Source organism: Leucobacter sp. NPDC058333 (genome assembly GCF_042726155.1).
In the GTDB taxonomy this organism is placed as follows: Bacteria; Actinomycetota; Actinomycetes; order Actinomycetales; family Microbacteriaceae; genus Leucobacter.
Genome location: NZ_JBHXHV010000004.1, coordinates 483,318 through 507,486 on the forward strand (window position 1 = coordinate 483,318; position 24,169 = coordinate 507,486).

At 67.0% G+C, this 24,169-nt stretch carries 25 protein-coding genes; 10 read left to right on the plus strand and 15 right to left on the minus strand.

Annotation, left to right across the window (positions count from 1 at the left end; all coding sequences use genetic code 11):
* Window positions 1-50 precede the first annotated feature (50 nt).
* Together ACFWHR_RS15125 and ACFWHR_RS15130 are read right to left on the minus strand one after the other, a co-directional pair.
* Window positions 51-467 (minus strand): DUF3151 domain-containing protein, encoded by a 417-nt coding sequence (locus tag ACFWHR_RS15125; RefSeq protein WP_382449140.1) that lies wholly within the window; start codon window positions 465-467, stop codon window positions 51-53.
* 43 nt (window positions 468-510) lie between these two features.
* The gene (locus tag ACFWHR_RS15130; protein WP_382449141.1) at window positions 511-999 is read right to left on the minus strand and encodes a YajQ family cyclic di-GMP-binding protein; all 489 of its coding nucleotides are present in this window, start codon (window positions 997-999) and stop codon (window positions 511-513) included.
* Window positions 1,000-1,280: 281 nt separating this feature from the next.
* Between ACFWHR_RS15130 and ACFWHR_RS15135 the strand changes: the two genes are divergently transcribed.
* Complete coding sequence (locus ACFWHR_RS15135; RefSeq protein WP_382449193.1) at window positions 1,281-2,654, plus strand: dicarboxylate/amino acid:cation symporter; 1,374 nt, start codon at window positions 1,281-1,283, stop codon at window positions 2,652-2,654.
* 173 nt (window positions 2,655-2,827) lie between these two features.
* Window positions 2,828-3,241 carry a YciI family protein gene (locus ACFWHR_RS15140; RefSeq protein WP_382449142.1) on the plus strand — a complete coding sequence of 138 codons (414 nt, stop codon included), beginning with the start codon at window positions 2,828-2,830 and terminating at the stop codon, window positions 3,239-3,241.
* Window positions 3,242-3,415: 174 nt separating this feature from the next.
* Here ACFWHR_RS15140 and ACFWHR_RS15145 read toward each other — a convergent pair whose 3' ends face one another.
* The 3 genes from ACFWHR_RS15145 to ACFWHR_RS15155 are packed head-to-tail and all read right to left on the minus strand — an operon-like array spanning window position 3,416 to window position 5,441.
* Window positions 3,416-4,126: a hypothetical protein gene (locus tag ACFWHR_RS15145; protein ID WP_382449143.1), complete on the minus strand. Its 711-nt coding sequence runs from the start codon at window positions 4,124-4,126 to the stop codon at window positions 3,416-3,418.
* Window positions 4,123-5,085, minus strand: a complete 963-nt coding sequence (locus tag ACFWHR_RS15150; protein ID WP_382449144.1) for an ABC transporter ATP-binding protein — start codon at window positions 5,083-5,085, stop codon at window positions 4,123-4,125. Before ACFWHR_RS15150 ends, ACFWHR_RS15145 begins: the two co-directional genes overlap by 4 nt.
* Window positions 5,082-5,441: a GntR family transcriptional regulator gene (locus ACFWHR_RS15155; RefSeq protein ID WP_382449145.1), complete on the minus strand. Its 360-nt coding sequence runs from the start codon at window positions 5,439-5,441 to the stop codon at window positions 5,082-5,084. Before ACFWHR_RS15155 ends, ACFWHR_RS15150 begins: the two co-directional genes overlap by 4 nt.
* Window positions 5,442-5,614: 173 nt before the next feature.
* Between ACFWHR_RS15155 and ACFWHR_RS15160 the strand changes: the two genes are divergently transcribed.
* Together ACFWHR_RS15160 and ACFWHR_RS15165 are read left to right on the plus strand one after the other, a co-directional pair.
* Window positions 5,615-6,433 carry a siderophore-interacting protein gene (locus ACFWHR_RS15160; RefSeq protein WP_382449146.1) on the plus strand — a complete coding sequence of 273 codons (819 nt, stop codon included), beginning with the start codon at window positions 5,615-5,617 and terminating at the stop codon, window positions 6,431-6,433.
* Between the two features lie 182 nt (window positions 6,434-6,615).
* Window positions 6,616-7,596: a patatin-like phospholipase family protein gene (locus ACFWHR_RS15165; protein ID WP_382449147.1), complete on the plus strand. Its 981-nt coding sequence runs from the start codon at window positions 6,616-6,618 to the stop codon at window positions 7,594-7,596.
* 113 nt (window positions 7,597-7,709) lie between these two features.
* On the opposite strand, the gene ACFWHR_RS15170 is transcribed toward ACFWHR_RS15165, so the two are convergent.
* The 5 genes from ACFWHR_RS15170 to ACFWHR_RS15190 all read right to left on the minus strand — a co-directional run bounded on the left by ACFWHR_RS15170 (window position 7,710) and on the right by ACFWHR_RS15190 (window position 13,125).
* On the minus strand, window positions 7,710-8,384 hold the full coding sequence (locus ACFWHR_RS15170; RefSeq protein ID WP_382449148.1) for a response regulator: 675 nt from the start codon (window positions 8,382-8,384) through the stop codon (window positions 7,710-7,712).
* Window positions 8,381-9,676, minus strand: coding sequence for a sensor histidine kinase (locus tag ACFWHR_RS15175; protein ID WP_382449149.1), 1,296 nt, complete (start codon window positions 9,674-9,676; stop codon window positions 8,381-8,383). Before ACFWHR_RS15175 ends, ACFWHR_RS15170 begins: the two co-directional genes overlap by 4 nt.
* Window positions 9,677-9,685: 9 nt before the next feature.
* Window positions 9,686-10,570, minus strand: coding sequence for an ABC transporter permease (locus ACFWHR_RS15180; RefSeq protein ID WP_382449150.1), 885 nt, complete (start codon window positions 10,568-10,570; stop codon window positions 9,686-9,688).
* A complete protein-coding gene (locus ACFWHR_RS15185) occupies window positions 10,567-11,451 on the minus strand; it encodes an ABC transporter ATP-binding protein (RefSeq protein ID WP_382449151.1) in 885 nt (294 codons plus the stop codon). Before ACFWHR_RS15185 ends, ACFWHR_RS15180 begins: the two co-directional genes overlap by 4 nt.
* A 93-nt stretch (window positions 11,452-11,544) precedes the next feature.
* Window positions 11,545-13,125 (minus strand): hypothetical protein, encoded by a 1,581-nt coding sequence (locus ACFWHR_RS15190; protein ID WP_382449152.1) that lies wholly within the window; start codon window positions 13,123-13,125, stop codon window positions 11,545-11,547.
* Window positions 13,126-13,188: 63 nt separating this feature from the next.
* Here ACFWHR_RS15190 and ACFWHR_RS15195 point away from each other — a divergent pair, with 63 nt between their 5' ends.
* Both ACFWHR_RS15195 and ACFWHR_RS15200 read left to right on the plus strand, forming a co-directional pair.
* Window positions 13,189-14,265: a threonine aldolase family protein gene (locus tag ACFWHR_RS15195; protein ID WP_382449153.1), complete on the plus strand. Its 1,077-nt coding sequence runs from the start codon at window positions 13,189-13,191 to the stop codon at window positions 14,263-14,265.
* A 129-nt stretch (window positions 14,266-14,394) separates the two neighbouring features.
* Window positions 14,395-14,874: a hypothetical protein gene (locus ACFWHR_RS15200; protein WP_382449154.1), complete on the plus strand. Its 480-nt coding sequence runs from the start codon at window positions 14,395-14,397 to the stop codon at window positions 14,872-14,874.
* Window positions 14,875-15,028: 154 nt separating this feature from the next.
* Here ACFWHR_RS15200 and ACFWHR_RS15205 read toward each other — a convergent pair whose 3' ends face one another.
* From ACFWHR_RS15205 to ACFWHR_RS15215, 3 genes are read right to left on the minus strand one after another with little or no spacing between them, the layout of a single operon-like run.
* Complete coding sequence (locus ACFWHR_RS15205; RefSeq protein ID WP_382449155.1) at window positions 15,029-16,564, minus strand: tripartite tricarboxylate transporter permease; 1,536 nt, start codon at window positions 16,562-16,564, stop codon at window positions 15,029-15,031.
* Window positions 16,565-16,566: 2 nt separating this feature from the next.
* Window positions 16,567-17,256 carry a tripartite tricarboxylate transporter TctB family protein gene (locus ACFWHR_RS15210; protein ID WP_382449156.1) on the minus strand — a complete coding sequence of 230 codons (690 nt, stop codon included), beginning with the start codon at window positions 17,254-17,256 and terminating at the stop codon, window positions 16,567-16,569.
* Window positions 17,253-18,254, minus strand: a complete 1,002-nt coding sequence (locus ACFWHR_RS15215) for a tripartite tricarboxylate transporter substrate binding protein (protein ID WP_382449157.1) — start codon at window positions 18,252-18,254, stop codon at window positions 17,253-17,255. Before ACFWHR_RS15215 ends, ACFWHR_RS15210 begins: the two co-directional genes overlap by 4 nt.
* Window positions 18,255-18,394: 140 nt before the next feature.
* Between ACFWHR_RS15215 and ACFWHR_RS15220 the strand changes: the two genes are divergently transcribed.
* The 3 genes from ACFWHR_RS15220 to ACFWHR_RS15230 are packed head-to-tail and all read left to right on the plus strand — an operon-like array spanning window position 18,395 to window position 21,181.
* On the plus strand, window positions 18,395-19,048 hold the full coding sequence (locus ACFWHR_RS15220; RefSeq protein WP_382449158.1) for an MBL fold metallo-hydrolase: 654 nt from the start codon (window positions 18,395-18,397) through the stop codon (window positions 19,046-19,048).
* Between the two features lie 17 nt (window positions 19,049-19,065).
* Entirely contained in the window at window positions 19,066-20,370 is a 1,305-nt protein-coding gene (locus ACFWHR_RS15225; RefSeq protein ID WP_382449159.1) for an ATP-binding protein, read from the plus strand.
* Window positions 20,357-21,181, plus strand: a complete 825-nt coding sequence (locus ACFWHR_RS15230) for a response regulator (protein ID WP_382449160.1) — start codon at window positions 20,357-20,359, stop codon at window positions 21,179-21,181. The genes ACFWHR_RS15225 and ACFWHR_RS15230 overlap by 14 nt, the downstream gene beginning before the upstream one ends.
* Here ACFWHR_RS15230 and lysE read toward each other — a convergent pair.
* Entirely contained in the window at window positions 21,178-21,792 is a 615-nt protein-coding gene (lysE, locus tag ACFWHR_RS15235) for an L-lysine exporter (protein ID WP_382449161.1), read from the minus strand. The two genes, ACFWHR_RS15230 and lysE, sit on opposite strands and share 4 nt — an antisense overlap.
* A gap of 89 nt (window positions 21,793-21,881) precedes the next feature.
* Between lysE and ACFWHR_RS15240 the strand changes: the two genes are divergently transcribed.
* A complete protein-coding gene (locus tag ACFWHR_RS15240) occupies window positions 21,882-22,823 on the plus strand; it encodes a LysR family transcriptional regulator ArgP (protein ID WP_382449162.1) in 942 nt (313 codons plus the stop codon).
* Here the strand turns inward: ACFWHR_RS15240 and ACFWHR_RS15245 are convergent.
* On the minus strand, window positions 22,790-24,169 hold the full coding sequence (locus tag ACFWHR_RS15245) for a Na+/H+ antiporter NhaC family protein (RefSeq protein WP_382449163.1): 1,380 nt from the start codon (window positions 24,167-24,169) through the stop codon (window positions 22,790-22,792). The genes ACFWHR_RS15240 and ACFWHR_RS15245 overlap by 34 nt on opposite strands.

Here is a 24,169-nt window from a genome sequence, read left to right on the forward strand (position 1 = left end):
CAGGCGTAGCGGCCGCCGAGGCCGCCGCATCAGCCGACGCGGCAGGCGGCTCAGTGACCAGCTTCGATGGCGCGGATCACCTCGGGGTCAGCGCCGTTGAGGAACTCAGTGAGGCGTTCCACCTCGCTCGTTTCGCCGATGCGCCCGGCTGCCCGGCGCAGCGCGTACAGCGCCCGTAGCACGCCACGATTGGGTTCGTGCGACCACGGCACGGGACCGGCGCCGCGCCAGCCCGACTTGCGCAGGGAATCAAGACCGCGATGGTACCCGACGCGCGCAAACGCGTAGGCCTCGACCTCGCGCCCTTCAGCGTCAGCGGCGTCGGCGAGCACTGCCCAGGCGCGCGGCGAATCGGGGTGCTCGCGCACCACCGCCTCCGGGTCGGCCCCCGAGGCCAGCGCTTCAGACACCGCGGTATCGGCAGCGAGCAGGGTGGGTTCGGGTCCGAGCAGGTTTTCGCCAATCATGCTGTCAGTGTAACGACGCAGTTCGTACGGCAGCCCGATAGCTCTAGCGGTAGTTGACGAACTGCAGAGCGACGTCGATGTCGGCGCCCTTCAACAGCGCCATCGTCGCCTGCAGGTCGTCGCGGCTCTTCGAGGACACGCGAAGCTCATCGCCCTGAATCTGCGACTTCACGCCCTTCGGGCCCTCATCGCGAATCAGCTTATTGAGCTTCTTCGCGGTGGCCTGGTCGATGCCCTCCTTGAGCGAGGCATCGATACGGTACTCCTTACCACTCGCGTAGGGCTCGCCCGTGTCGAGCGACTTCAGCGACAGCCCCCGCTTGATGAACTTGGAGTGCAGCACGTCGAGCACGGCGTTCGCGCGCTCTTCGGTGTTCGCCTTGATCTGGATCTTCTCGCCCGTGAGCGAGACGTCGGCGCCCACGCCCTTGAAGTCGTAGCGCTGCTCGACCTCCTTGCGGGCCTGGTTTACCGCGTTTTCGACCTCCATTGAGTCGATCTTGCTCACCACGTCAAACGAAGAATCAGCCATGTGCCCAGCGTACCCGAGGCGGCGCGGGATCGCGCGGGCGTCGTCCCGCCCAACCTCGACATGCGCGAAATGTAATGTCAGGTATTCATTTTACGAATGTCTTGTTAGGCTGTTCTGCGTTTCCGGGGTCATCGACGGGCGCCCTCCCCGGGCGCTGCGCCCGCGCGCCACCGCGCCGCGACACCTCAACCCCGGCCCGACCTCGACCCGCTTCGAAAGGACTCCTCACCGTGTCTGCAACACAGGCTGCCCCGCCCCGGGCCCGTCGCCTCCCCCGCTGGATGACGTCGTTCGGGTGGCAGATTCTCGCCGCCCTCGTCGTCGGCCTCATTCTGGGCGGCATTGCTCGCTCACTCGGCGCCGACGCGGAAGATAACCCGAACGGGCTGCACGCGACGCTCGCGACCATCGGCAGCAGCTACGTATCGTTGCTGCGCGCGGCCGTGATCCCGCTCGTGTTCACCGCCATCGTGTCGAGCATCGTCGGCCTGCGGCAGGTGACCAACGCGGCGCGCCTCGCGGGGCAGACGCTGCTGTGGTTTGCCATCACCGCGCTCATCGCAGTGACTATCGGCATCACACTCGGCGTCACGTTCCAGCCCGGTGCCGCCGCGTCGCAGACGGCGCTCGCCCCAGACGCACCCGATTCTGTCGGCACGTGGTGGAACTTCCTCATCGGCCTCGTGCCGTCGAACTTCTTGGGCCTGGGGGTATCGGCCAGCGCTGACCCCGCGAGTGGCGCGATCATGGCGAGCCCGAGCTTCAACGTGCTGCAGGTCATCGTCATCTCTGTCGCCGTCGGTATCGCGGCGCTGAAGATCGGATCGAAGGCCGAGCCGTTCATCGTGCTCACCGAGTCAGCGCTCGCCATCATCCAGAAGGTGCTGTGGTGGATCATTCGCATCGCTCCAATCGGCACGATCGGCCTCATCGGCAACGCCGTCGCCGAGTACGGCTGGGACAAGATGGGTTCGCTCACCTGGTTCGTCGCAGTGCTGTACCTCGGGCTCGCGCTCGTGCTCTTTGTGGTCTACCCGATCCTGGTGAAGTCTCACGGGCTCTCGGTCAAGCAGTACTTCTCTGGCGTCTGGCCCGCGGTGCAGCTCGGCTTCGTGAGCCGCTCGTCGATCGGCACGCTGCCGCTCACGCAGCGAGTCACGGAGCGCAACCTTGGCGTGCCCCGCGGGTACGCATCGTTCGCTGTGCCGCTCGGTGCCACCACGAAGATGGACGGCTGCGCCGCGATCTACCCAGCGGTGGCGGCAATCTTCATCGCGCAGTTCTTCGGCATCGATCTCACGATCGTGCAGTACCTGCTGATCGTCATCGTCTCGGTCGTCGGTTCGGCGGCAACCGCCGGCACCACCGGCGCGACCGTCATGCTCACGCTGACCCTGTCGACGCTCGGCCTGCCGCTCGAGGGCGTCGGACTGCTGCTCGCGGTTGATCCGATCATCGACATGGGCCGCACCGCGGTCAACGTCGCCGGTCAGGCACTCGTGCCAGCGATCGTGGCAAAGCGCGAGGGGATCCTGGATCTCGATCTCTACAACGCGCCGCGCCAGGGCCTCGCGTTCGACAACACTGACGTCGAAGCCGGCAGCGATACCGCCGAAAGCCCCGCAACTGGCCGGGTGCCCGCGCAGCAGGTCTAAGCGGTAGAACGCACGCTGTCACAGCACAGCGGAGGGGGTGTTGCGCACTGGCGCGGCACCCCCTCCGCTGTGCGTACGCCGGGCACCTCTTCCCAATGTCGACGGATCGTGCCACAGTCAATTCCACACCGCTCGGCACCAGCTCGGGCATTGCACACCCGAATGGAGTTCACATGCAGTTCATGCTCATCATGCGCGCCACCGACGAGGCCCTCGCCGCGGCGGCCGAAGTACCGTTCTCCGAGATGCTCGAGAAAATGGGGCGCTACAACGAATCGCTTATCGAGGCCGGAGTGATGGCCGGAGGCGGCGGGCTCGCACCCGCCGAAGAGGGGCGCGTGGTCGACTTCTCGGCTGATCCGCCAGCAATCGTGGAGGGGGCCTACGGCACCACCGAGGCGCGCTTCAACGGGTACTGGATCATCGACGTTCCCACCATCGAAGACGCAGCCAGCTGGGCTGCGCGCGCTCCGCTCGGGGCGGGCAATCAGCTCGAGGTTCGGCGCATCCCCGGCGTCGACGAGTTTCCGCAGGATGACGAGTGGGTGCAGAAGGAAAAGGAGTGGATCGAACAGGCCAACGGCTAACCGGCCGCCCTACACCACCCCACCCAAACCCACCCCACCCAAACCCCTGCCCCCGCGAGCGGGGTAACTTTTGGGGCGTGTTGCTAGGCCGACACCCTCCAAAAGTTGCCCCGCTCGCCAGGGCCCCGCTCGCCAGGGCGGCGCGCGCTAGCGCAGCGCCCGGCAGCGCAGCAGTCAGCGCACTGCGGCTCGGCGCATGGCGAACCAGGTCGCGATCAGCGCGAGCACAATGACACCGAGCGCTGTGATCGCGACACTGGCGCCGCTCATCGCGCCGACGAGTTCGGGGAGCCGCGGGGCGAAAACCAGCAGCAGCACTGCGACCACGAGCGCGAGACCTGCGCCAACGACCGCCGGCCCCTTGGCTCCGAACCGAACCCAGATCGCGCCGAAGAACCCGCCTACGGTGAGGCAGAAGAGTACTCCGATAAACCCGGTCACGGCGAGCACCCACGGGTTCCCAGCGCCCAGCGCGTAGGTGTCCAGAACGTAGACCGACGCGAACCAGTGGTCTGTGGCGCGCTCGATGCCGAGCAGCACCACGAGCAGCAGCGTGACGTAGGCGGCCTGCAGCGCGTTCGCCAGCATGGTCCCGACCACGAAGTTGCGGCGCGTCGTGCCGAGGGCGAGCGCGAACGGATAGGTCGTCGCTACGGCCTGCACCCCGTAGTAGATCAGGAACCCCGGGAGCGACCAGACGACGCCGCTGTTCCAGCGGGCACCCTCTATGTATTCGGCCGTGCCAGGTACTGAACCCGCGCGCTGGATGGCGATGGCAATGACCACTGAGACGATCATCACCATCGCCAAGATCGTCAGTGGTGCGGTGACGAAGCTGCTGATCTTGTTGGTATGCAGCCTGGTCACCTTGAGTACGCGGTTCATGATGCGCTCCGTTCAAAGTGCGGTGTTGCGGAGGTGTCGGCGGCAGAATCGACCGACTGGTCACCCGCGCTACGGGCTGAGGCCTCGCTCGTCGAGTCGGCGAGGCCGTACGCTGCCACGAGGTCTTGCAGCGAGACGGCGCTCAACTCAAGGCCGCCCGCCGCCCCGCGATGCTCGGCGGTCGGGGCTTCGTTGATGACCGCCGTCGCAAGTCCGCCGATCTGACGACGAGACAGCACGGGCCGACCGGCGATAAAGGCGTCGACCTCACTCGCTTTGCCCGCGACCTGAAACGCACTGCCGCGCATCGCATCAACGTCATCGTGACGCACGATCTTGCCCTGATCGATGACAATCACTCGTTCGAGCAGCCGGTCCATTTCGTCAATGAGATGCGTTGACAGCACGATCGTGCGCGGGTGTTCGGCGTAGTCCCGAAGCAGTTCATCGTAGAAGATCGCGCGCGCCGTTGCATCGAGTCCCAGATACGGTTCGTCAAAGAAGGTGATCGGCGATCGGGAGGCGAGCCCGAGCACGATACCGAGCGATGACAGCTGCCCACGCGAGAGCTTCTTGACGACCGACTTGCTCGGGATCCGAAATGCGTCGATCAGTCGATCGGCGACGCCCTGATCCCAATTCGGATACGAGAAGCGAGCCGCCCGCACCGCGTGGTGCAACTTATAGTCGTCTGGATAGCGCTGATTGTCACGCACGAAACACATCTGTTCGATGGTCTCAGCGCGCTCGAACGGCGGATGGCCGTTGACGTCAACGGAGCCCGAGCTTGGCCGATCCTGAGCCGTGATGAGTGACATGAGCGTCGTCTTCCCGGCGCCATTACGGCCCAGCAGGCCGGTGATAACGTTCGCGTGGATTTGCACGGAGACTCCGTCGAGAGCAGTGGCCCCTCGATAGCGTCGCGTGAGATTCCGAGTTTCTATGGCGATCTGAGTCATGATGAAGATTCCTGTTCGATCAGGCGGATGACATCGGCGGAGGTCAGGCCGAGCGTTGCGGCCTCGGCGAGGAGCGGCCGCACGAACCGGTCCGTAAGACCGAGTTGTCGTTCGGCAGCAATACGGGCACGTGCGCCCTCGGCGACAAACATGCCGATGCCGCGCTTCTTGTAGAGAATTCCCTGGTCAACCAGCAGCCCCAGACCCTTTCCCGCCGTCGCGGGATTGATGCGCATGTGGGCGGCAAGCTCGTTCGTTGAGGGAACCTGCTCGTCTTCGTCGTACGTGCCCCGCACGATGTCGTCGGAGAGGCGGTCGGCGAGCTGGAGGAAAATCGGACGGTTGTCGTCGAACACTCCTCACCTCGTTTCAGTATGGGTCGCCGTGATCAGCAGCTTCCTTGGTTAGTTACTTCACTAATGAACCTACACACCGACCCGCACTCTGTCAAGAATGGTAGCCGAGCAATCATCTGATGAACTAGCGTTGGAGGTCGCGGCACCCGGCGCCGCGAGCCAAGGAGGCGGGCATGACAGCCAGCAATATCGCCGTAGTTCACGCCGAGAGCGGTCTCATCACGGCGGAGGTCGTGGTTGCGAGCCGCATCTCACCCAGCTTCGTCCGACTCACGGTTGCCGGTGACGACCTTTCACGCTGGCGGCACCTCGGCTTCGATCAGTGGTTCCGGCTCGCGATTCCCGTCGCGGGCGATAGCACGCGGTTCGACCGGATGGCGGATCGCTTCGATACGCGCGGATATCTGCGCTACCTCACCCTGCCGAAGGCGACGCGACCCGAAATCCGCAATTACACGGTGCGCGAGTTTCGACCCGACCTACACGAGCTCGACATCGACTTCGTGATGCACGAATCCGAAGACCCCGCGCACGCGGGAGTCGCGGCACCGTGGGCAGCATCAATGCCGGTGGGCGCGCGCGTTGCGCTCATCGACCAGGGCTGCGGGTACCGCGCGGTCGCCGACGCAGATCAGGTCGTGCTGGCCGGCGATGAAAGCGCTCTGCCCGCCGTGATCGGCATTCTGCGCGACCTTCCCAGAAGCGCCCGGGGGCACGCGGTGATTGAAATACCCCAAGACGAGGATCGCCAACCCATCGACGCTCCCGCGGGAGTCGACGTGCAGTGGATCGTTCGCGAGCACGGGGCGCGTCCGGGCGCCGCAGCGCTCCATGCCCTTCGCGAGCTCCCCGAGGCTGCGACCTCGGGCCCCGTGTCCGCTTTTGTCGCCGGCGAACAGCAGCTCGCTACGGGCGGTCGTCGACTGCTCGTCAACGATCGCGGGGTCGCAAAACACGCGGTCGACTTCTGCGGGTACTGGCGGGAGCGGTAGTCCGGCGATATTGCGCCCGCCCGCGGCACGTGAAAAGATGCATCAGATCGTGTTGCACATGTAAGGAGGTGAGACCCATGTACGCAGTATCCACATCGGGTGCTCCCCCACTGTGCATGATCACGCGACGGCAGTAGTCGCGGCGGGGAGCGCCAATCAGCACATTGCGAAAGGCGACTCCTATGGACGCACACACTCCCCCTTCTCACCACTCCGAGGCTGATCAACCGGCGGTGCCTCGCTCACGTGCGCTCGTACTCGGTGGTGGCGGATCCACCGGAAACGCATGGCTCATCGGCGTTCTTGCTGGCCTGCACGAGGGCGGGCTCGACCCGCGCGCGGCAGACCTCGTCATCGGCACGTCCGCCGGATCAACGGCGGCGGCGCAGCTCGGGGGCGCGGCACCCGCTGCGCTCTACGCCGACATCCTTGCGGCGGAAGCCACAGCGCCACAGCACTTGCCACGGCGCCCGCCACACACCCAGCCCGTAGGCCCGAGCCCCGTCAATCGCATTCAGCGGGTCATCGACGCCGCTGGGAGTCTCGCCGAAATGCGGGTGCTCATGGGTGCTGCCGCCCGCGACCTCGACACCGACATCAACACCAACATCAACACCGATGCGGGCAGCTCGTGGCAGAGCGCGTGGCACGACACTGTCGCGTCCCGCCTGCCCAGTCAGGAGTGGCCGGCCGGCCGAGTGTGGCTCACCGCCGTCGACGCGAACACCGGTGAACCCGTGGTGTTCGACCGCGATTCGGGGGTAAGTCTTACCGACGCGGTTGCCGCGAGCTGCTCGAGCGGACGACCATACCGAATCGGCGACTCGGCTTACATCGACGGTGGCTTCCGCACGAACGCGGAGAATGCCGACCTCGCCGCGGGGTACGAGCGCGTACTGGTGCTGTCGCCGTTCGGCGGCAAAGCACTCACCCCGGTCGAGTGGGGTACCCACCTCTCATCACAGGCGGACCATCTGCGAGCTGGTGGGAGCCGCGTGGAGATCATTGCCCCCGCTGCCACCGACGAGCACCTGTTCGGGGAGAACGCGATGCGCGGCTGGCTACGACCGGAGGCGGCGCGCCTCGGCTACGCGCAGGGCGTGGCCCACGCGGAAGTTCTCGCTGAATTCTGGGGAATCACCGACTCAGGCGGCAGCGAATGACAACGGTGTAATTCTGCACAGATGCGGGGCGGGGGTGTGGATAACTCTGCGATCCCCGCCCCGCATCGACCCACACGACACGAATTACACCCGTGTAATTATCCACAGCCCGATCAGAGAATGCCGCACTCGAGCGCCCGCATCACAGCGCGAGTGCGATCCGAGACCCCGAGTTTTTCAAACACGCGCAGCAGGTGCGTCTTCACCGTGGACTCGCCAATGAAAAGCCGTGCGCCGATCTCGGGGTTGCTCAGTCCATCGCCAACGAGGCGCAGCACCTCGATCTCGCGCGGCGTCAGCCTCGGCACGTGAATTTCGGAGCCGGTCACCGCGCCACGACTCCCCGCACCACTATTCCCTCCGCCACCACTCGCTCGCGCGACCAATTGCGCGGCGATCGACGGCGCCAGCACCGTCTGCCCGGCGGCGACGGCGCGCACGCCCGCGGCGAGCTCTTCGGCCGGCGCCGCCTTCACGAGGTAGCCGTTTGCTCCCGCTTCGATTGCGGAGAGAATTTGGTCGTCCTCCTCGTACGTCGTGAACACAAGCACCCGTGGCGGTGCGTCGCTGCCGTGCACGAGACGCCGCGTCGCCTCGACCCCGCCGATACCGGGCATCCGCAAGTCCATCAGCACGACGTCGGGGCGCGCAGCGGCGGCGAGCGCGAGTGCCTCCTCTCCCGAGGCGGCCTCCCCGACGACCTCGAAGTCGGGCTCTGTGGCGAGTAGCCCGGCGATGCCGGCGCGCACGATGGGGTGGTCGTCGACCACCAAGATTCGCACTGTCACCGCTCCCCCTCGCGCTCATTCAGCCGCGCTGCCGCACCCTGCACAGCTGCCAGTCGCACCGCTGGCAGTCGCACCTCGAGCCGCGCCCCGCTTTTCGGCCCGGCACCGAACCGTACTTCGCCGCCGATTCCTCGGATGCGGTCGGCGAGACCCGTGAGCCCGTACCCGCTGGCGATCGCAGCATCGCTTGACGCGTCCGTCGCGCTCGGTCCGACACCGTCATCGTCGACCATGAGTACGATGCTCCCATCCCCGGCTCGCGTCAACGACACCTTCGCCGCTGACGCGCGGGCGTGCTTGCGCGCGTTTGACAGCCCTTCCTGGGTGGCGCGCAACAGCATGACCTGCCGTTCACGGTCGAGTTCGAGGGGCGCGATATCGCACGTCACTTCCAGCCCGGTGTCGGCGCGCAACCTCGCCGCGGTCCGCTCTATGGCCAGCTCAAGGCCGCCGTCGCCGAGCGGCTGCGTGGTGGCGACGAGCGCCCGCGCCTCGCTGAGAGACTCTCGAGCCGCAGACCGCACGCGCGCAAGTCGATCCTGCGCGCCCGCGATATCGTCGGCCGCGAGCGCCCGGTCGGCCTGCTCACTCAGCATCACGAGCCCGGTCAGGGTCTGCGTGAGGGTGTCATGGAGCTCTCGCGAGAGGCGTTCCCGCTCGGCCGACGCCCCGGCGGACTCAGACAGCGCGGCAACTTCGCTCTGCGAGCGGCGCAGCGCCTCGGCGAGTGCCCGGTGACGTTCGCCCTGATCGTGGATCCGGGTGATCCAGGTGCCCATCGCTACGGCGAACACAAACGAGAGGGTCGCGACGGCGATCGCGCCCCAGGCCCCGCCCTCGTGCAGGAACGCCATGCCGTATTCAACGAAACCGAGCGCGATCGATACCGCGAGAGCCGCACTCAGCAGCACCGCCGACCGGTACTGACGTGCGACCGTCCAGATCAGCGGATACCCGATCGCCTGCAGCGTTGCGTACGTGTCGACAGCGTACGTGGCCAGGCCCATCAGCAGAATCAACCCGGCGAGAAACACCGCATCGCCCGACCGCGACGGCAGATTCAGGCCGGCCCGCCGCAGCGCCGCGCGACCCAGCACGAGATACCACACCCCGATCAGCGCCAGCACGCCCCACACGGAGGCCGCGTGCGGCCAGATGCTCGGCGCATCGTCGCTCCAGAGCACCAGCCCGCCGACGATTCCCATCGTCGTGAGCGTCGCCACGAAGCCAGCGTCCCACCACCGAAGGGAGTAGCTCGTGGTGGCGGCAGGCTGCGCCTCACTCGGAATCATGGCTTCACTCTATGACCGTCGCTGCCACCGGAAGGTGACGAGGCTCAGCACGAGCCCCACGACCAGCCAGATTCCGAGATTGAGTGCGACCAGAGAGAGATCCCACGAACCGCTGAGTTCGAGCGCTTTGAAATGATCGGGCAAAAACACCGAGCGCATGCCCTGCGCCAGCCACTTCAGCGGGAACAAGCTGGCCACCTGCTGCAACCACTCGGGAAGCATCGAGAACTGCAGGTAGACGCCCGAGATGAACTGCAGCAGCAGCACGATCGGCAGAATCACCGCGGTGGCGCTGCGCGACGAACGCGGCAGTGCCGAGAGCGCGACGCCGAGCAACGCCATTGCCACGATCCCGAATGCGAACAGCCACGCGAGGCGCAACCACTGTTCCGGCTCGGTCGGCAGCTCAACCTGAAACGCGACGGCCGCGAACGCCACGAGCAGCGCAAGCTGAGCGAGGGCCGTCACCAGGATCATGCCGATCTTGCCGATGAAATAGCTCACGGGCGAGAGCGGTGTGCCGCCGAGGCGCCGCAGCCAGCCATCGCTGCGCTCGCGAGCGATGTCGGTCGCGAGGTTCTGCATGCCGATCAGCAGTAGGCCAGCCGCTGCCATGCCGGGCAGATAGTAGGCGGCCATCGAAATGCCGCCTGTGCCGTCCTCGAGCACGCCGACGTCGCCCTGCGACTCGAACGCGACGCCGAAGATGCCCAGCATCACGAGCGGAAAGAGGAAGGTAAAGAACACGGCGTCCGGGGTGCGGAAGTAACCGCGGAGTTCGAAGCCGATGTTCGCAAAACCGGTGCGCAGGATCCCCGGGAGTGTGCCCGGCACGGCGTCCGCCTGCGCTTGACGCTTGAGTGACTGGGCCGGTGTTGTGTCGTGTGTGCTCATCGTTCCGCTCCGGTTGCGCCGATCAGGTCGAGATAGATGTCTTCGAGGGCGGGGCGCCGCACCTCGAGTTCGGCGGGCCCCTCGGCCAGCCCCAGTTCGCGGGCCTCGTCGACCAGCCGCTCCACGAGCAGGCCGGGAGCCGCGCTCCGCTCCTCGTGCCGCACACCGGCGGCGTCGCGCCAGCTGACAATCGGCGTCCGCGCCTCGGGGCCACCGAGCTGGTCGGGGGTTGCCTCGGCGACAATGCGGCCGCCGGTTAAGACACCCACGCGATCCGCCAGGTACTCGGCCTCGTCGAGATAGTGCGTGGTGAGCAGCACCGCCGCTCCCTCACTCGTCAACCCTGCGAGCATCGACCAGAACTGGCGCCGCGCCTCGGGGTCGAACCCGGTCGTCGGCTCGTCGAGGAACACCAGCTCGGGCCGGCCGACGATGCCGAGCGCGACGTCGAGTCTGCGCTGCTGACCACCCGAGAGCTTGGTGGCGCGCGTTTTCGCGTGCTGCGTGAGCCCCACGAGCTCGAGCACTTCATCGACTCCGCGCGGATTGGGATAGAGCGATGCGAATCGTGTAATCAGCTCGCGCGGCGTGTACGGGCCGAGTTCACCGGTCGACTGCGCAACGATGCCGATCCGCGACTTCCACGCGCGCGGGGCTGACATAGGGTGCTCCCCGAGCACACTCACCTCACCTGCCGATGCGCGCCGCACACCCTCAAGCACCTCGATTGTTGTGCTCTTACCCGCGCCGTTCGGCCCGAGTAGCGCGTAGGTCTCGCCGCGGGCGACGTCGAGGTCGACACCGTCGAGGATTTGGCGGTCGCCGTAGTGCTTCGTGAGACCGCGCACCGAGATGGCGGCGGATCGAGTTGTGCTGTGCATACGCCAAGCATGCGCCCGACCGCGCCGCAGCGGTACGACCGGTCGGTCGACGCCGGGTCCACCGATCGGTGGACAGTGCTCGCGCGGCCAGAACTAGAGCACGTTCGCGATCACGGTCAGCAGCACAAACATCGTCGCGTACACGCCGACGAAGATGGCGCCCGCGCCGAGCCCCAACCGCAGCCGGCGGCCCCCCGCTCCGACGCGGCCAGGAGCCGCGCGCGACGTCAGCTGCAGCGCAGCCGCCGCTGAGCCGTAGTTCAGCGAAGCTGACGCTTCGCGATCGTCACGCCACCGCTCCCACTGCACGATGCGCTGCCGCACGGCCTGCAGCGCCTCGGCGAGCCGTGCCCAATCCTCGGGATCGCGTGTGACGAGGTCGCCCCGCGACCGCAGCACGAGCCGCCGATCGATGAGTTCGACGTCAAAGCCGCTCACGTCGTCGATCAACCACGCCATTACGTCGGGGGTGAACAGGTACAGCGCGTCGCGTTCGTACCCCTGCGGGCAATACAGCTCGAAGTACCGATCGAAGTCGCCCTCAAGCGACAGCCGCTGGGAGCGGTCGGGGGCGGTGTACGCAGAGAACGCCGGCGCGCGATGCCGGGTTGATCGTAGCCACAGGTGCGGCAGCTCGGTAGCGAGTTCCACTTCGCAGAGGCCGCCGAAGTGCGTGGTCTCGATCCCGGCCGACACCGCGGCTGCGGAGGCCGCGGTTGCTGCGGGCGACGCGGGCCCAGCGGGCGCTGCGCCACCGCGGCGCGCTCCCTCGCGGTTTGCGATCATGATCGGACGCGCACCTCGCGGGGTGCGCATGACCCGGGTCAGCGTGTCTGAGCCGCGCCCAGCCACCGGGCCGGGGAAATACTCGAAACCGTTGGCCCGACCAAACCGCAACAGCCGCAGGTGGTCGGCGACCGATGTGACACGGGCGCGTGTCGCCCCGCTCCACCAGATCAGCACGATCCACGCCAGTGTCATCAGTGACAGCATCGCCGTCATCGCGATCAGCTCGCCCACCATATCGTCGTGGTGGTCGCTGAGTTCCTGGCCCATACCGAATAGCATCGCGAAGAGTCCGAGCGGCATGACCGCAACGACCACGGTCACGTATATCAGGCGAGCGACGAGGCCGCCCTGGCGAAGTTGCGGGCTCTGCCGCGCGAACTCGCGCTGCTCCGCACGCGGTATCCGGGCGAGGAGCGGGCGCACATCGAATTGCACGCCGCCCGGATCTCCGACCGCGTCAATGCCGACCCAGTCGGCGGCGAGTACCGAGCGCCGGATACCGGTGGCACGCTCGCGCAGCTCCGCGATCCTCGCCCCGATGTCTGCCGCTGGCAGCATTACGAGCGGCGTCATCCACTCGGGGTCGCGAGCGAGCCCCCAGCAGAAAAGCGCGGCGATCGCGATCGGCACACCGGCAACTACGAGGCCGCGCGCCCAGCGGGCGCCGGGTCGGCAGCGATACAGCACGAATCCGAACAGCCACCCGACGATGGCGAAGAACACCACCGCGCCGCCGCTGACGGGCCACGCCCAGCCCGACAGGCCGACGAGCGCCGCCCACTGAAGCACATCGGCGCACCACCCCGGGAGCCCCCGCCGAGCCACAACCTGCCCCGTGAGCGAGCCACGCACGCGACGCTGATGGCCGGGTCCGCTGCGATTCACCCAGCCCACAATACTCCGGGAACGCTGGGGCAACGGCACCGTGCGGAGTCGTAGGCTGGGGCGATGAGCCAGCACGCCGCAGAGTCGCCCGCACCCGCTACCCCCGTTTCCCGCTCGTTCGCCTCGGACAACTGGTCGGGTGCGCACCCCGAGGTCATCGAGGCGATCGTCGCGGCGAACGCGGGTCACGTGCCGGCGTATGGCGGCGACCCCTGGACGGCGCGCTTCCAGGAGGTCGCGCGGCAGCACTTCGGCGCTGACGCCGAGGCGTTTCCGGTGTTTAATGGCACCGGCGCGAATGTGCTTGCGCTGCAGGCTGCGCTGCCCCGCTGGGGCGCCGTCATCTGCGCGCGCACCGCGCACATCAACACCGACGAGGCGGGAGCGCCCGAAAAGACCGGCGGCCTGAAGCTGTTCGGCGTCGACACCCCCGACGGCAAGCTCACCCCCGAGCTCGTCGCACGTGAGGCGTGGGGGTTCGGCAGCGAGCACCGGTCGCAGCCGGGGGCGGTCTCCATTTCGCAGGTGACCGAGCTCGGCACGGTGTACACCCCGGAGGAAATCAGGGACCTTGCCGATCAGGCGCACGAGCTCGGCATGGTGCTGCACGTCGACGGCTCACGCCTCGCAAACGCCGCCGCGCATCTCGGTACCTCGCTCGGCGCGCTCACCACTGAAGTCGGCGTCGACCTGCTGAGTCTCGGCGGCACAAAGAATGGTCTGCTCGGCGCCGAAGCGATCGTGGTGCTGCGGCCCGGTGCCGCGTCCGGCATCACGTTCCTGCGGAAGATCGACCTGCAGCTCGCTTCGAAGATGCGCTTCATCTCGGCGCAGCTTGTCGCCCTGTACGAGGGCGATCTCTGGCAGCGCTCGGCCGCGCGGGCCAACGCCCTCGCGCAGCACCTGGCAGATGGGCTGCGGAGCATCGAAGCATCGGGTGCCCTGCCGGGGCTGAGGATCGCCCAACCGGTTGAGTCCAACGCCGTTTTCGTGGAGCTTCCCGCCGATGTGGCGGCACGGGCCCAGACTGCGTTTGCGTTCGGCGCGTGGCCCACCCAACCCGGCCTCTACCGCCTGATGTGCGCCTTCGACACGACGCCGGATGACATCGACGCCCTGCTCGGGGTCATTGCAGGCTAGCCCCGCGGACGCACAGCGATCCATCCGTAACGTACCCCTTCTTAACAATGCTAAAACTATGTCTGGCCTGCACTCATTGCTAGGTTTATTTATGCATATGTTTACGTATCCTGTTTGAAGGAGTAATGAATGAATGGCTTCTGGGGCGACCTGCCAACCTGGATCACTACTCTCGCCGTGGGATTCGCTGCGATTCAGCTGCGCCAGTCCCACCGGTCTCAGGTCAAAGAAGACGAACGACTCAGACGTGCTCAAGCGAGCGGAGTATGGGCCTGGGCGGGGTCCTTCCGCGGTGACGAGAATAATGAGTACGGTTTCGTTGCGGTGAACAGCTCGCCCGCTCCGATCAGGAACGTCAAGGTCGGCTTGTCGCTCCACGGCCGCGAGATCGAATCCGAACTGCTCCAGATATTGCCGCCTGGCGAGTACTTCGTGAAGCGCGACTCCGACACTTGGGACTATCCGCTCTCACTCGCCGAATACGGCAAGCCAGTACGTCCCTACGCCCAGTCGCCACGGTATCTCGTCCACTGGATGGAGTTTGAGGATGCAGCGGGCACAGCGTGGCGCTATTCGTCTGGACGCGGTCTCGAACCCGCACGGGCCTAGCTGCCCTCCGGAGAGCACACATCTTGCCCCCGCCCACGGTCAGCGATTCGGCTTCGGTGAGACCAGAACGAACTGAATGGTCTCACCGAAGCCGAATCTCTCACCGAAGCGCTGGGTGCCTGGCGTCTGGCGCTGGGCGCCGGGCGCCGGGCAGCTACACCGATACCTCAGCTGGCTCTGCGACCTCAGCCTTCGCACGGCGGCGAGCCACGATCCTGCTCCGCACCGCGAACACCAGCACGAGCAGCAGCACGCCATACAGCGTCAGCGTGATCGGCCCCTGCACCAGCACGGAGAAGTCGCCGTTCGCGCTCATCGCCGCATCGCGCAGGCTGGTCTCGGCCAGCGGTCCCAGCACCATCCCGATGATCAGCGGGGCGAGCGGAAAGTCGAGCGCACGCATCAGGAAGCCGACGATGCCGATGCCGAGCAGCATGAACAGGTCGAAAATCGAACCAGAGGTCGCGTAGATGCCCAGCGCGCAGAACAGCGTGATGCCCGCGTAAAGGTACGGGCGCGGAATCAACAGTAGCTTCGCCCACAGCATCGCGAACGGCAGATTCAAGATGAGCAGCACGATCATCGCGATGAAGAAGCTCGCGAGCAGCACCCAGACGAGCTCGGGGGCGCGCTCGAAGAGCAGCGGTCCTGGCTGCAGACCGTACTGGCGGAACGCGGCGAGCATGATCGCGGCGGTCGCCGAGATCGGCAGGCCGAGTGCGAGCAGTGCGCCCATCGCCATGCCCGTCGTCGAGTTGCCAGCGGCCTCCGGAGCGGCGAGGCCGCGGATCGCGCCAGTGCCGAACTTCGGCGTCTTGCGGCGCGCGTCGAGTCGCTTTTCGAGCCCGTAGGCCAGGAAGGTGGGAATCTCGGATCCGCCGGCCGGCACCACGCCGAACGGCAAACCAATCGCCGTACCTCGCAGCCATGCGGGCGCAGCCTCCTTGAACTCGGCCTTGGAGAGCCACGGCCGCCCCTTCGGCTTGATCATCGCTTTGTCGTTCATGTGCCGCTCGAGGCAGGCAACGTAGATGACCTCACCGAGCGCCAGCACGGCGACCGTGACGGTGACGAGCGACACCCCGTCGAACAGGAACGGTGAATCGAGCGTGAAGCGCGGTGCGCCTGACGCCCCGTCGACACCGATCACGGCGATGCCGAGCCCGATGAACAGCGCCGCGAGCCCCTTCACCGCGTTATCGGTAACGACCGACGACGTCGCGACGAACGCGAACACCGCGAGGGCGAAGAACTCTGCTGGCCCGAAACTCGAGGAGAAGTCGGCGAGCGCAGGGGCGAGAAACACGACGAGGATCGACGCGATGAAGCCGCCCACAAACGCGCCGATCGCTGCTGTCGCGAGGGCCTGCGCCGCCTTGCCGTTGAGCGCCATCTTGTGGCCCTCAAATGTCGAGGCGATCGCCGAGGCTTGGCCCGGCGTGTTCATCAAGATGCCCATCGTTGAATCGCCGAAGAGACCGCCGAAGTACACGCCAGCGAACATGATGAATGCGGCCGTCGGTTCGAGCGAGAACGTGACGGGCAGGAGGAGGGCGACGGCCATCGAAGAGCCGAGGCCGGGCATCACGCCGACGGCGGTGCCGAGGAGGCACCCGACGAGCACCCAGACGAGATTTTGCCAGGTGAGGGCTCCGGTGAAGCCCTCCATGAGCAGCTGGAGTGATTCCATGATCAGAACCCCCCGCCCAGAATGCCTGACGGCAGCGACATGCCGAGCGCCATTGCGAATGCGATGTACGCGAGCGAACTGACGGTGAGCCCGGTGATCAGGCTGGCGATGGGCTTCTGCGACCCGAATCCGCGGGCCACGCACCAGAAGAGCAGGCCAGCCGAAATGACCCAACCGAGCACATTCAGCAGCAGGGCGAACCCGATGAAGGCGCCCACGATCCACGCGAGAGAGCGCCAGTCGATCTTGACCGCGCGCGATTCGACGGCGGTACCATCGGCGCTGGTCAGGGCGGCGCTTGCGGTACCATCGGCGCTGGCGAAGTCGGCGGCACCGCCGCCGACCGATCCCTCCATGCTGATCAGCTCAAAGTCATCGAGCTGCCGAGTTGCCGCGGCGCGCTCTGCGGCCTCAGCTCGCAGCTGCTTGATCGCTGATACGACGAGCAAGATCGCGAAGAGCACCAGCCCACTCGCGATGATCGTCGGAAAGAAGCGCGGGCCGGGAAACGCGGTGCCCTCTGGCACGCGCATGGTGAGCATTCCGAAGCCCAGGTAGGCGGCAAAAGCCACAAGCAGCGCGGGCATGATCAGGTGTTTGAGCAGCTCGGCCGACCGGCCGGTGCCCGCGGCGAGACGAATCTCTTCGCCGACGACCGCGGACATTGCGGTCGGATTATTGGTCGGCATCATTGCCCCATCTCCTCGTACAGGCGAGCGATTCGGTCATGCTCCTCCGCGAGGAAGGCGTCCAGATCGTCGCCGGTGATCACTTGTTCACTCCAGTGGTAGCGCTCGACGGCTTCGGCCCACTCGGGCGTCGCGAGGGTGTCGGCGACGAGATCGCTGAGCCCCTCGGTCTCTTCGTCGGTGAGCCCCGCCGGGGCTGCGAGCATGCGCCAATTGGCGAGCGTGATGTCGTAACCCTGCTCGCGCGCGGTGGGAATGTCGACCCCCTCGATGGGCTCCTCTGCGACGATGGCGAGGGCTCGCAGGCGGCCCGACTCGATCTGGTCGACGTTGTCGGGGTAGCCGCCCGTCGCGGCCTGGGCCGTTCCGTTCAGCAGAGCTGCGACGGCCTCGCCGCCGCCGTCCGACGAGATGTACGTCGTGTCGACCGGTTCGATGCCCGCGGCGAGCGCGAGGTCGGTCACGACGAGCTGATCGAACGAGCCGCCGCCGGTCCACGGGATCGATTTCGGGTCTGCGCGCCACGCCTCGACGAGGTCGTCGAGTGTCTCGTAGGGCGAGTCGGCGGGCACGACAATGACGTCGTACTCTTCGAACACCACGGCGAGCGAGGTGACGTCGTCGAGCGTCGCCGCCGATCCGTACTGGATGGTCGCGGCGAGCAACCCGGTACCGCCGACGAGCATGGTGTTGGCCTGCCCCTCAAGCAGCGACAGGTTGCCGAGCGCGATCGTGCCGCCAGCACCCGGCATATTCACGACCTGCACGTTCGCGCTCAGACCGTTGGCGCGCTGCGCCTGCTGCATCTCGCGCGCGACGGTGTCCCAGCCACCGCCCGCCGCGGCGGGAGCGATGATCGTCAGCGACGAGTGCACGTCGCTTCCGAGCGCTGCCGAACTGATGGAACCGAACGTGGCGACTCCGATGGCCGAGACGGCGATTGCGCCGCCGATGATGCGGAAAACGTTGCGCCGGGCGCTGCTCTTCGCTGGTTGTGTCATGTTCACTCCTCCGTGCGGACGCCGTTGTGCCGCACTGACTGCCCCACACTCGCAGCGTTCAGCTGCCGCTCAGGCGTCGGCGAGCATTGTGCTCATTGATGCTCACGAGCACTCCACCGGCGAACTGTAGAGTGTGCGCCATGCGCCTCACCAAACACGCTCACGCAACCGTCGCGCTCGCCGACGGCGAGCGCTCGCTGCTGATCGACCCGGGCACGTTCACGTCGAACTCCGCAGAGCTGATCGCGGCCGCCACGGCCATCCTTATCACCCACGATCACCCCGACCACTTCGATCCGTCGGTAATCGCCACGGCGCTTTTGGCCCGGCCGGAGCTGCGGGTGTGGGCGCCAGCTAGCCTCGCCGAAAACCACGCCGAATTTGCTGCCGGCACAGAACTCGCAGGGCGCATCACCGCCGTCGCTCCCGGCGACTCCATCACGGCGAATGGCTTCGAGGTGCGGGCTGTGGGCGGCGAGCACGCCGTCATCCATCGCGACCTTCCGTCGCTGAGCAACGTCGGTTACGTGATCAATGGCGACGTCTACCACCCGGGCGACGCGTATTTCGTGCCGGAGATCCCCGTCGAGACGCTGCTCGCCCCGACGTCGGGCCCCTGGACCAAACTGACCGACCTCGTTGACTTCATTCGCGCTGTCGCGCCGAAGCGCACCGTGCAGATCCACGATCTGATGCTGAGCGACCTCGGGCGAGGATCGTTCGCGCGCTTCACGAAGGGCCTCACCGGTCAAGAATTGCTCACCCTCGCCCCGGGTGAATCGCTCGAACTGTAGCCAGACAGAGGTTCCGAGTGTTCACCCACACGTCGCCACGACCGGCGTCGCCAGCATCGTCGCGATCCGTATCGCGATCGTCGCCAGCATCGTCGCGGTTCGCGCGCCTCGCGATCCTGCTGCTGCCCACCCTCATTGTGCTCGCCGGCGTGGGCGTCACGACGAGCATCGCCATCTCCGTGCAGGAGTCGAGCATCCGCGACGCGACGGCCGACCGCGTGCGCGATGTCGCCACGAGCCTCTCGCAGCTGGATCAGGTGCGCACCGTGCTCGAACGCACCGGTCCAGACGTGAGCGCGGCGACGCGCGAACTGCAGCCGCTGGCCGACGTGGTCGAAGAGGCTGCTGGTGTCGACTACCTCGTCATCACCGACGACCGTGGCATCCGCATCACTCACCCAACGCCGTCGGAGCGGGGCAAACCGGTGTCGACGTCGATCGAAGACGTGCTGCGCGGCGAGGAGTTTCTCGGCACCGAGCGGGGCACCATCGGCACAACGCTGCGGGCGAAGATTCCGGTGCGCAACGCCGACGGCGCGGTGATCGGTTCACTGTCCGTCGGCATCCTTGAGTCGCGCATCTCCGCTGATTTCGACGTGGCGCTGCACCAGCTGCTGCCGTGGGCACTGGGCGCGCTGCTCGCGGGTACGCTGGTGAGTTCGTTGCTTGCGGCGCTGCTCGAACGGCGCTTCCGTCGCCTCGACGCCGTCGCGCAAGAGGCGGAGGCCGTGCGGCGTACGGCCGCCGCGCTACGCGAGCAGACGCACGAGTTCCACACCCGCCTGCACGTCATTCACGGCCTCGTCTCACACGGGGACACCGCCGACGCGCTCGCCTACATCGACCACACGGCCCCCGTCGACACCACCGGTGCCGGGGCGCGACTCGGCGAGCAACCGCTGCTGCGCGCAACCCTCGACGCATTGCGCGCCGAACTCGGCGGCCACGGCGCGGTGCTTGAAACGGCAATCGATGTCACCTCCGATGTCGACGAAGACCTCACGCTCGTGCTCGCGAATCTCTGCCGAAACGCGGGAGAGGCTGGCGCGACGCTCGTGCACTGCGCGCTCGTCGAGGCAGACGGCGTCTTCCGCGGCGAGGTCACCGATGACGGGCCCGGGATCGCAAACGGGACCGCAGACCGCGTATTTACGCGCGGGTTCTCGTCGAAGGCCGACACGTCGGGGCTTGGTCGAGGCATCGGCCTCGATCTCGTGAGGCGCACGGTGGCCCGCCGGGGCGGCGTGATCGAGCTCAGTCGCTCTGACCGGGGCGGCGCCCGGTTCCGCTTCGAGCTGGAGGTGCTCAATGACCGCCGGTGATCCGCGCCCGGTCCGCGTTCTCGTCGTCGACGACGACCCGGGCGCCCGCATGTTGCACGGTCGCTACGTCTCCGGGACGCCGGGGTTCGTGGTCACCGCGACCGTCGGTACCGGCCGCGAGGCCGTGCAGCACGGGGTGCGCGGCGACGTCGACCTCGTGCTGCTCGACATGCGGCTGCCAGACATCAGCGGCATCGAGGTGCTCAATCGCCTGCGCACGCTGCGTGAGGCGTCGCCCGACGTGCTCGTCATCAGTTCTTCCCGCGACCAGGTCACGGTGCGCCAGGCACTCGCCGCGCACGTCATCGGGTACCTGGTGAAGCCGTTCACCGAGGAGGCGCTGCAGGCCAGGTTAGCCACCTACCGCGCCGAGCGACGTGACGCTCCCGACGATGCTCGCGAGGTCGCGCTCGGACAGGGCGAGATTGATCGCCTGCAATCGACGGGCAGGATCGCGCTGCCAACATCCTCCGACTTCGCTTCTGGCGCGCACCGCGCAGCGGGCACCGGCACCCCGGGCGCCGGTGCCGACGCCGCCCGTGCTGGCGACTTCGCGAGGCCGACCCAGCTCCCAAAGGGCATCTCAGAGGTGACACTCGCTTCGGTGCTCGCCGTGCTCGACCCGGTGCACCCGGTCTCGGCCGTCGAACTCGCGCAGCGGTGCGAGATCTCGCGCGCGACCGCGCGCCGCTACCTCGACTATCTCGTCGACGTCGGCGCCATTGACCTGGCGCACCGCTACGGCAAGCGCGGCCGCCCGGAGGTGCTGTACCGCATCGTGCCGGCACCTCCGGTGGAGAATCCGCGCTAGCCGCCCATCTCGCTGAACACGAGGCGCGCGGCAATCACGAGCATCGTCACCGCCACCACCCCGTCGAGAATGCGCCACGACTTCGGCGTTGCGAAGAACCGGCTGAGGCCCCGCGCTCCGTATCCGAGCAGGAAGAACCAGCCGATGCTCGCGAGCGCGCCGCCAAGCACGAACCACCACCGCTCGGGGTCGCCCTGCGCGTTACCGATCGAGCCCATCAGCACCATCGTGTCGAGATACACGTGCGGATTGAGCAGTGTGATGGCGAGGCAGGCGAGGATCGTGCGCCGCCGTGATTCGGGCTTGCCCTCCCCCGCAATCAGCGCCTCGGGCCGCATCGCGCGCCGCGCCGCCGTCCACGCGTACCAGAGCAAGAAGACCACGCCACCCCAGCGCACGATGTCGAGCACGAGCGGCGCGCGCTCAACGATGAAACCGATTCCGGCAACGCCGAGCGTTTCGAGCACCGCGTCGGCGAGCCCGCAGATGAGCACGACCGGCAGCACGTGCTCGCGACGAATGCCCTGCCGCAGAACGAACGCGTTTTGCGCGCCGATGGCGACGATGAGCGAGAGGCCGCTGCCGAGACCGATGAGGAGTGGGATGATCACGGTTCGACGCTAGGGGTTGCGCGGCACCGATTCCAGTTGAGCGTGCCTCATTTTTCTTCAGCTTCGTAAGTTCTGCTTAAGATCAAAGCATGGATCTGCCGATCGAACACCTCGCAACGTTCGCCGCCATCGTCGAGGAGGGGAGCTTCGAGGGCGCAGCGCGTCGGCTGCACATCACGCCCTCGGCGGTGAGCCAGCGCGTGCGGGCAATGGAGCAGCGCGTCGGCACGGTACTCGTACAGCGCACGCGTCCCGTCACCGTGACCGAGGCTGGCGCGGCCGTGCTGCGCGCGGCGCGCCAGATCGAGCGCATCGCCGCAGACGTGTCTGAGGAGCTCGGCGCCGGGCAGACAGCCGGCACGCGCATCCCGATCGTGGTGAACGCCGACTCGCTCGCAACGTGGTTCGTGCCGGCACTCGCGCGCGCAGCGCGGGAGACCGGGGCGACGTTCGAGGTGCTGCGCGCCGACGAGACGGTGTCGACGGAGCGGCTGCGCAGCGGCACCGCGATGGCGGCGCTCACGGCGACCGCGGCGGCCGTTCCCGGGTGCACATCGACGCGCGTGGGCACGGATCGCTACCGCGCCGTCGCGAGCCCCGACTTCGTCGCCCGCCACTTTCCGCACGGGGTCACCGCCGAGGCCCTCGCGACGGCGCCCATGCTCGAGTTCGACCGTCACGACGTGTTTCAGCAGCGGTTCATCCGCCGGGTGACGCGGGCACACGTCGATCCGCCGCGCAATTTCGTGCCGTCGTCGTCTGAGTTCGCACTCGCGATTGAGCTCGGCATGGGCTGGGGCATGCTGCCCGAGCTGCAGTGCCGGCCGGGACTCGCCGACGGGCGGCTCGTCGCGCTCGGCGACCGGCCGATCCTGATGCCGCTGTACTGGCAGCGCTGGAAGCTCGATTCGCCCGTGCTCGATGGGCTCTCGCGCGTGATCGCCGAGGAGGCCGCTGCCGCCCTCGGTGACCAGACCCCCGAGAACGGCACACGAACTCACCCCACCAGCGCGAAGCCCGCGATGAGGTAGGCGACGAGTGAGAGCAGCCCGGCGAGCCCCGCGTACGGCAAAATCGACAGCATCAGATTCAGCGGTTTCACGCCGACCGACTTCGACGCGAGAATGATGCCGTCGCCGTAGAGACACGTCGTCGAGCCGAGCGCCGCGCCAGAGAAGACCGCGGTGCCCGCGAGCACCGGATCGACACCGACCGCGATCGCGAGCGGCAGCACGACCGGCGTGATAACGGCGGCGAGATCCCAGAACGCGCCCGTTGCGTAAGCGTAGACGCCGCAGACGAGAAACACGATGGCGGGCAGCAGCGCACCGTGCATCACCGGTTCGGTGACTCCAATGACCCACTCGGCGAGGTGCAGATCCATGTTGACCTGCTGCACCATGAACGCCAGCACGAAGAGCACGATCACGTAGGTCATGCTCGAAATGCCCTCGAATGCGCTCTCGAAGACCTCGCGGATGGTCAGGCGACGCTGGGCGACGAACAGCACGATAGCGACCACCACGGCCGCTGCGGCGCCCTTCACGATGTCGACCTCGGTGGCAATGGTGACGGCGATCAGCGTCGCGATCGGCACAAGAAAGTTGAAGGGCAGCGGGCGAGCGGTCGCGGTGCTCGAGTCGGCGAGCTCGAACTCACGCTCCTCCTCGGAGAGCCCCTCGGGCAGCGGGTCACCGGAGCGGTCGACGCGCAACTGTTCGCGGCGGAGCGGGCCGACGAGCGGCAGCACGCCGAGCGCCAGCAGCAGGCCGATGGCCAGCGCGAACCAGCCAAAGAACACGAACGGCAGGCCCTGGAGGTACGCACCGAAACCCGAACCGTTGACGGTGACGCCGTCCTGTTCGAGCAGCGCGGCAAAGAACACGGCCCACGTCGAGAACGGAATGATGACGGCGATTGGAGCGGAGGTGAGTTTGACGATCGCGCCCAGCATGGTGCGCGGCACTCCGTAGCGGTCGGTCACGCGCTTCATCGACGTACCGACGGTGAGCGCGTTCAGGTAGTCGTCGATGAACAGCGCGACCGTGAGCAGCCAGGTCAGCAGCAGTGACTTGCGACGCGAGTTCACGAACCGCTCGGTCCAGCGGGCGAAGTCGCTGACGGCCCCCGACGCGTTGAAGTACGCGATCAAGATGCCGAACAACACGACGACCATGACGAGCCAGTGAACGGTCTCGTTGGTCATCGAGGCTCCGAACAGCCCCACGAGCTGGTCGAAAAACCCCCAGCCACCGAGCAGCACGGCGCCCACGACGGTGCCGCAGAGCAGGCCGAGCAGCGCACGCTTTGTGAGTACGGAGACGAGGAGGACGGTGAGCACGGGCACTATTGCCCACGCGGTGTTCTGAATTTCCAT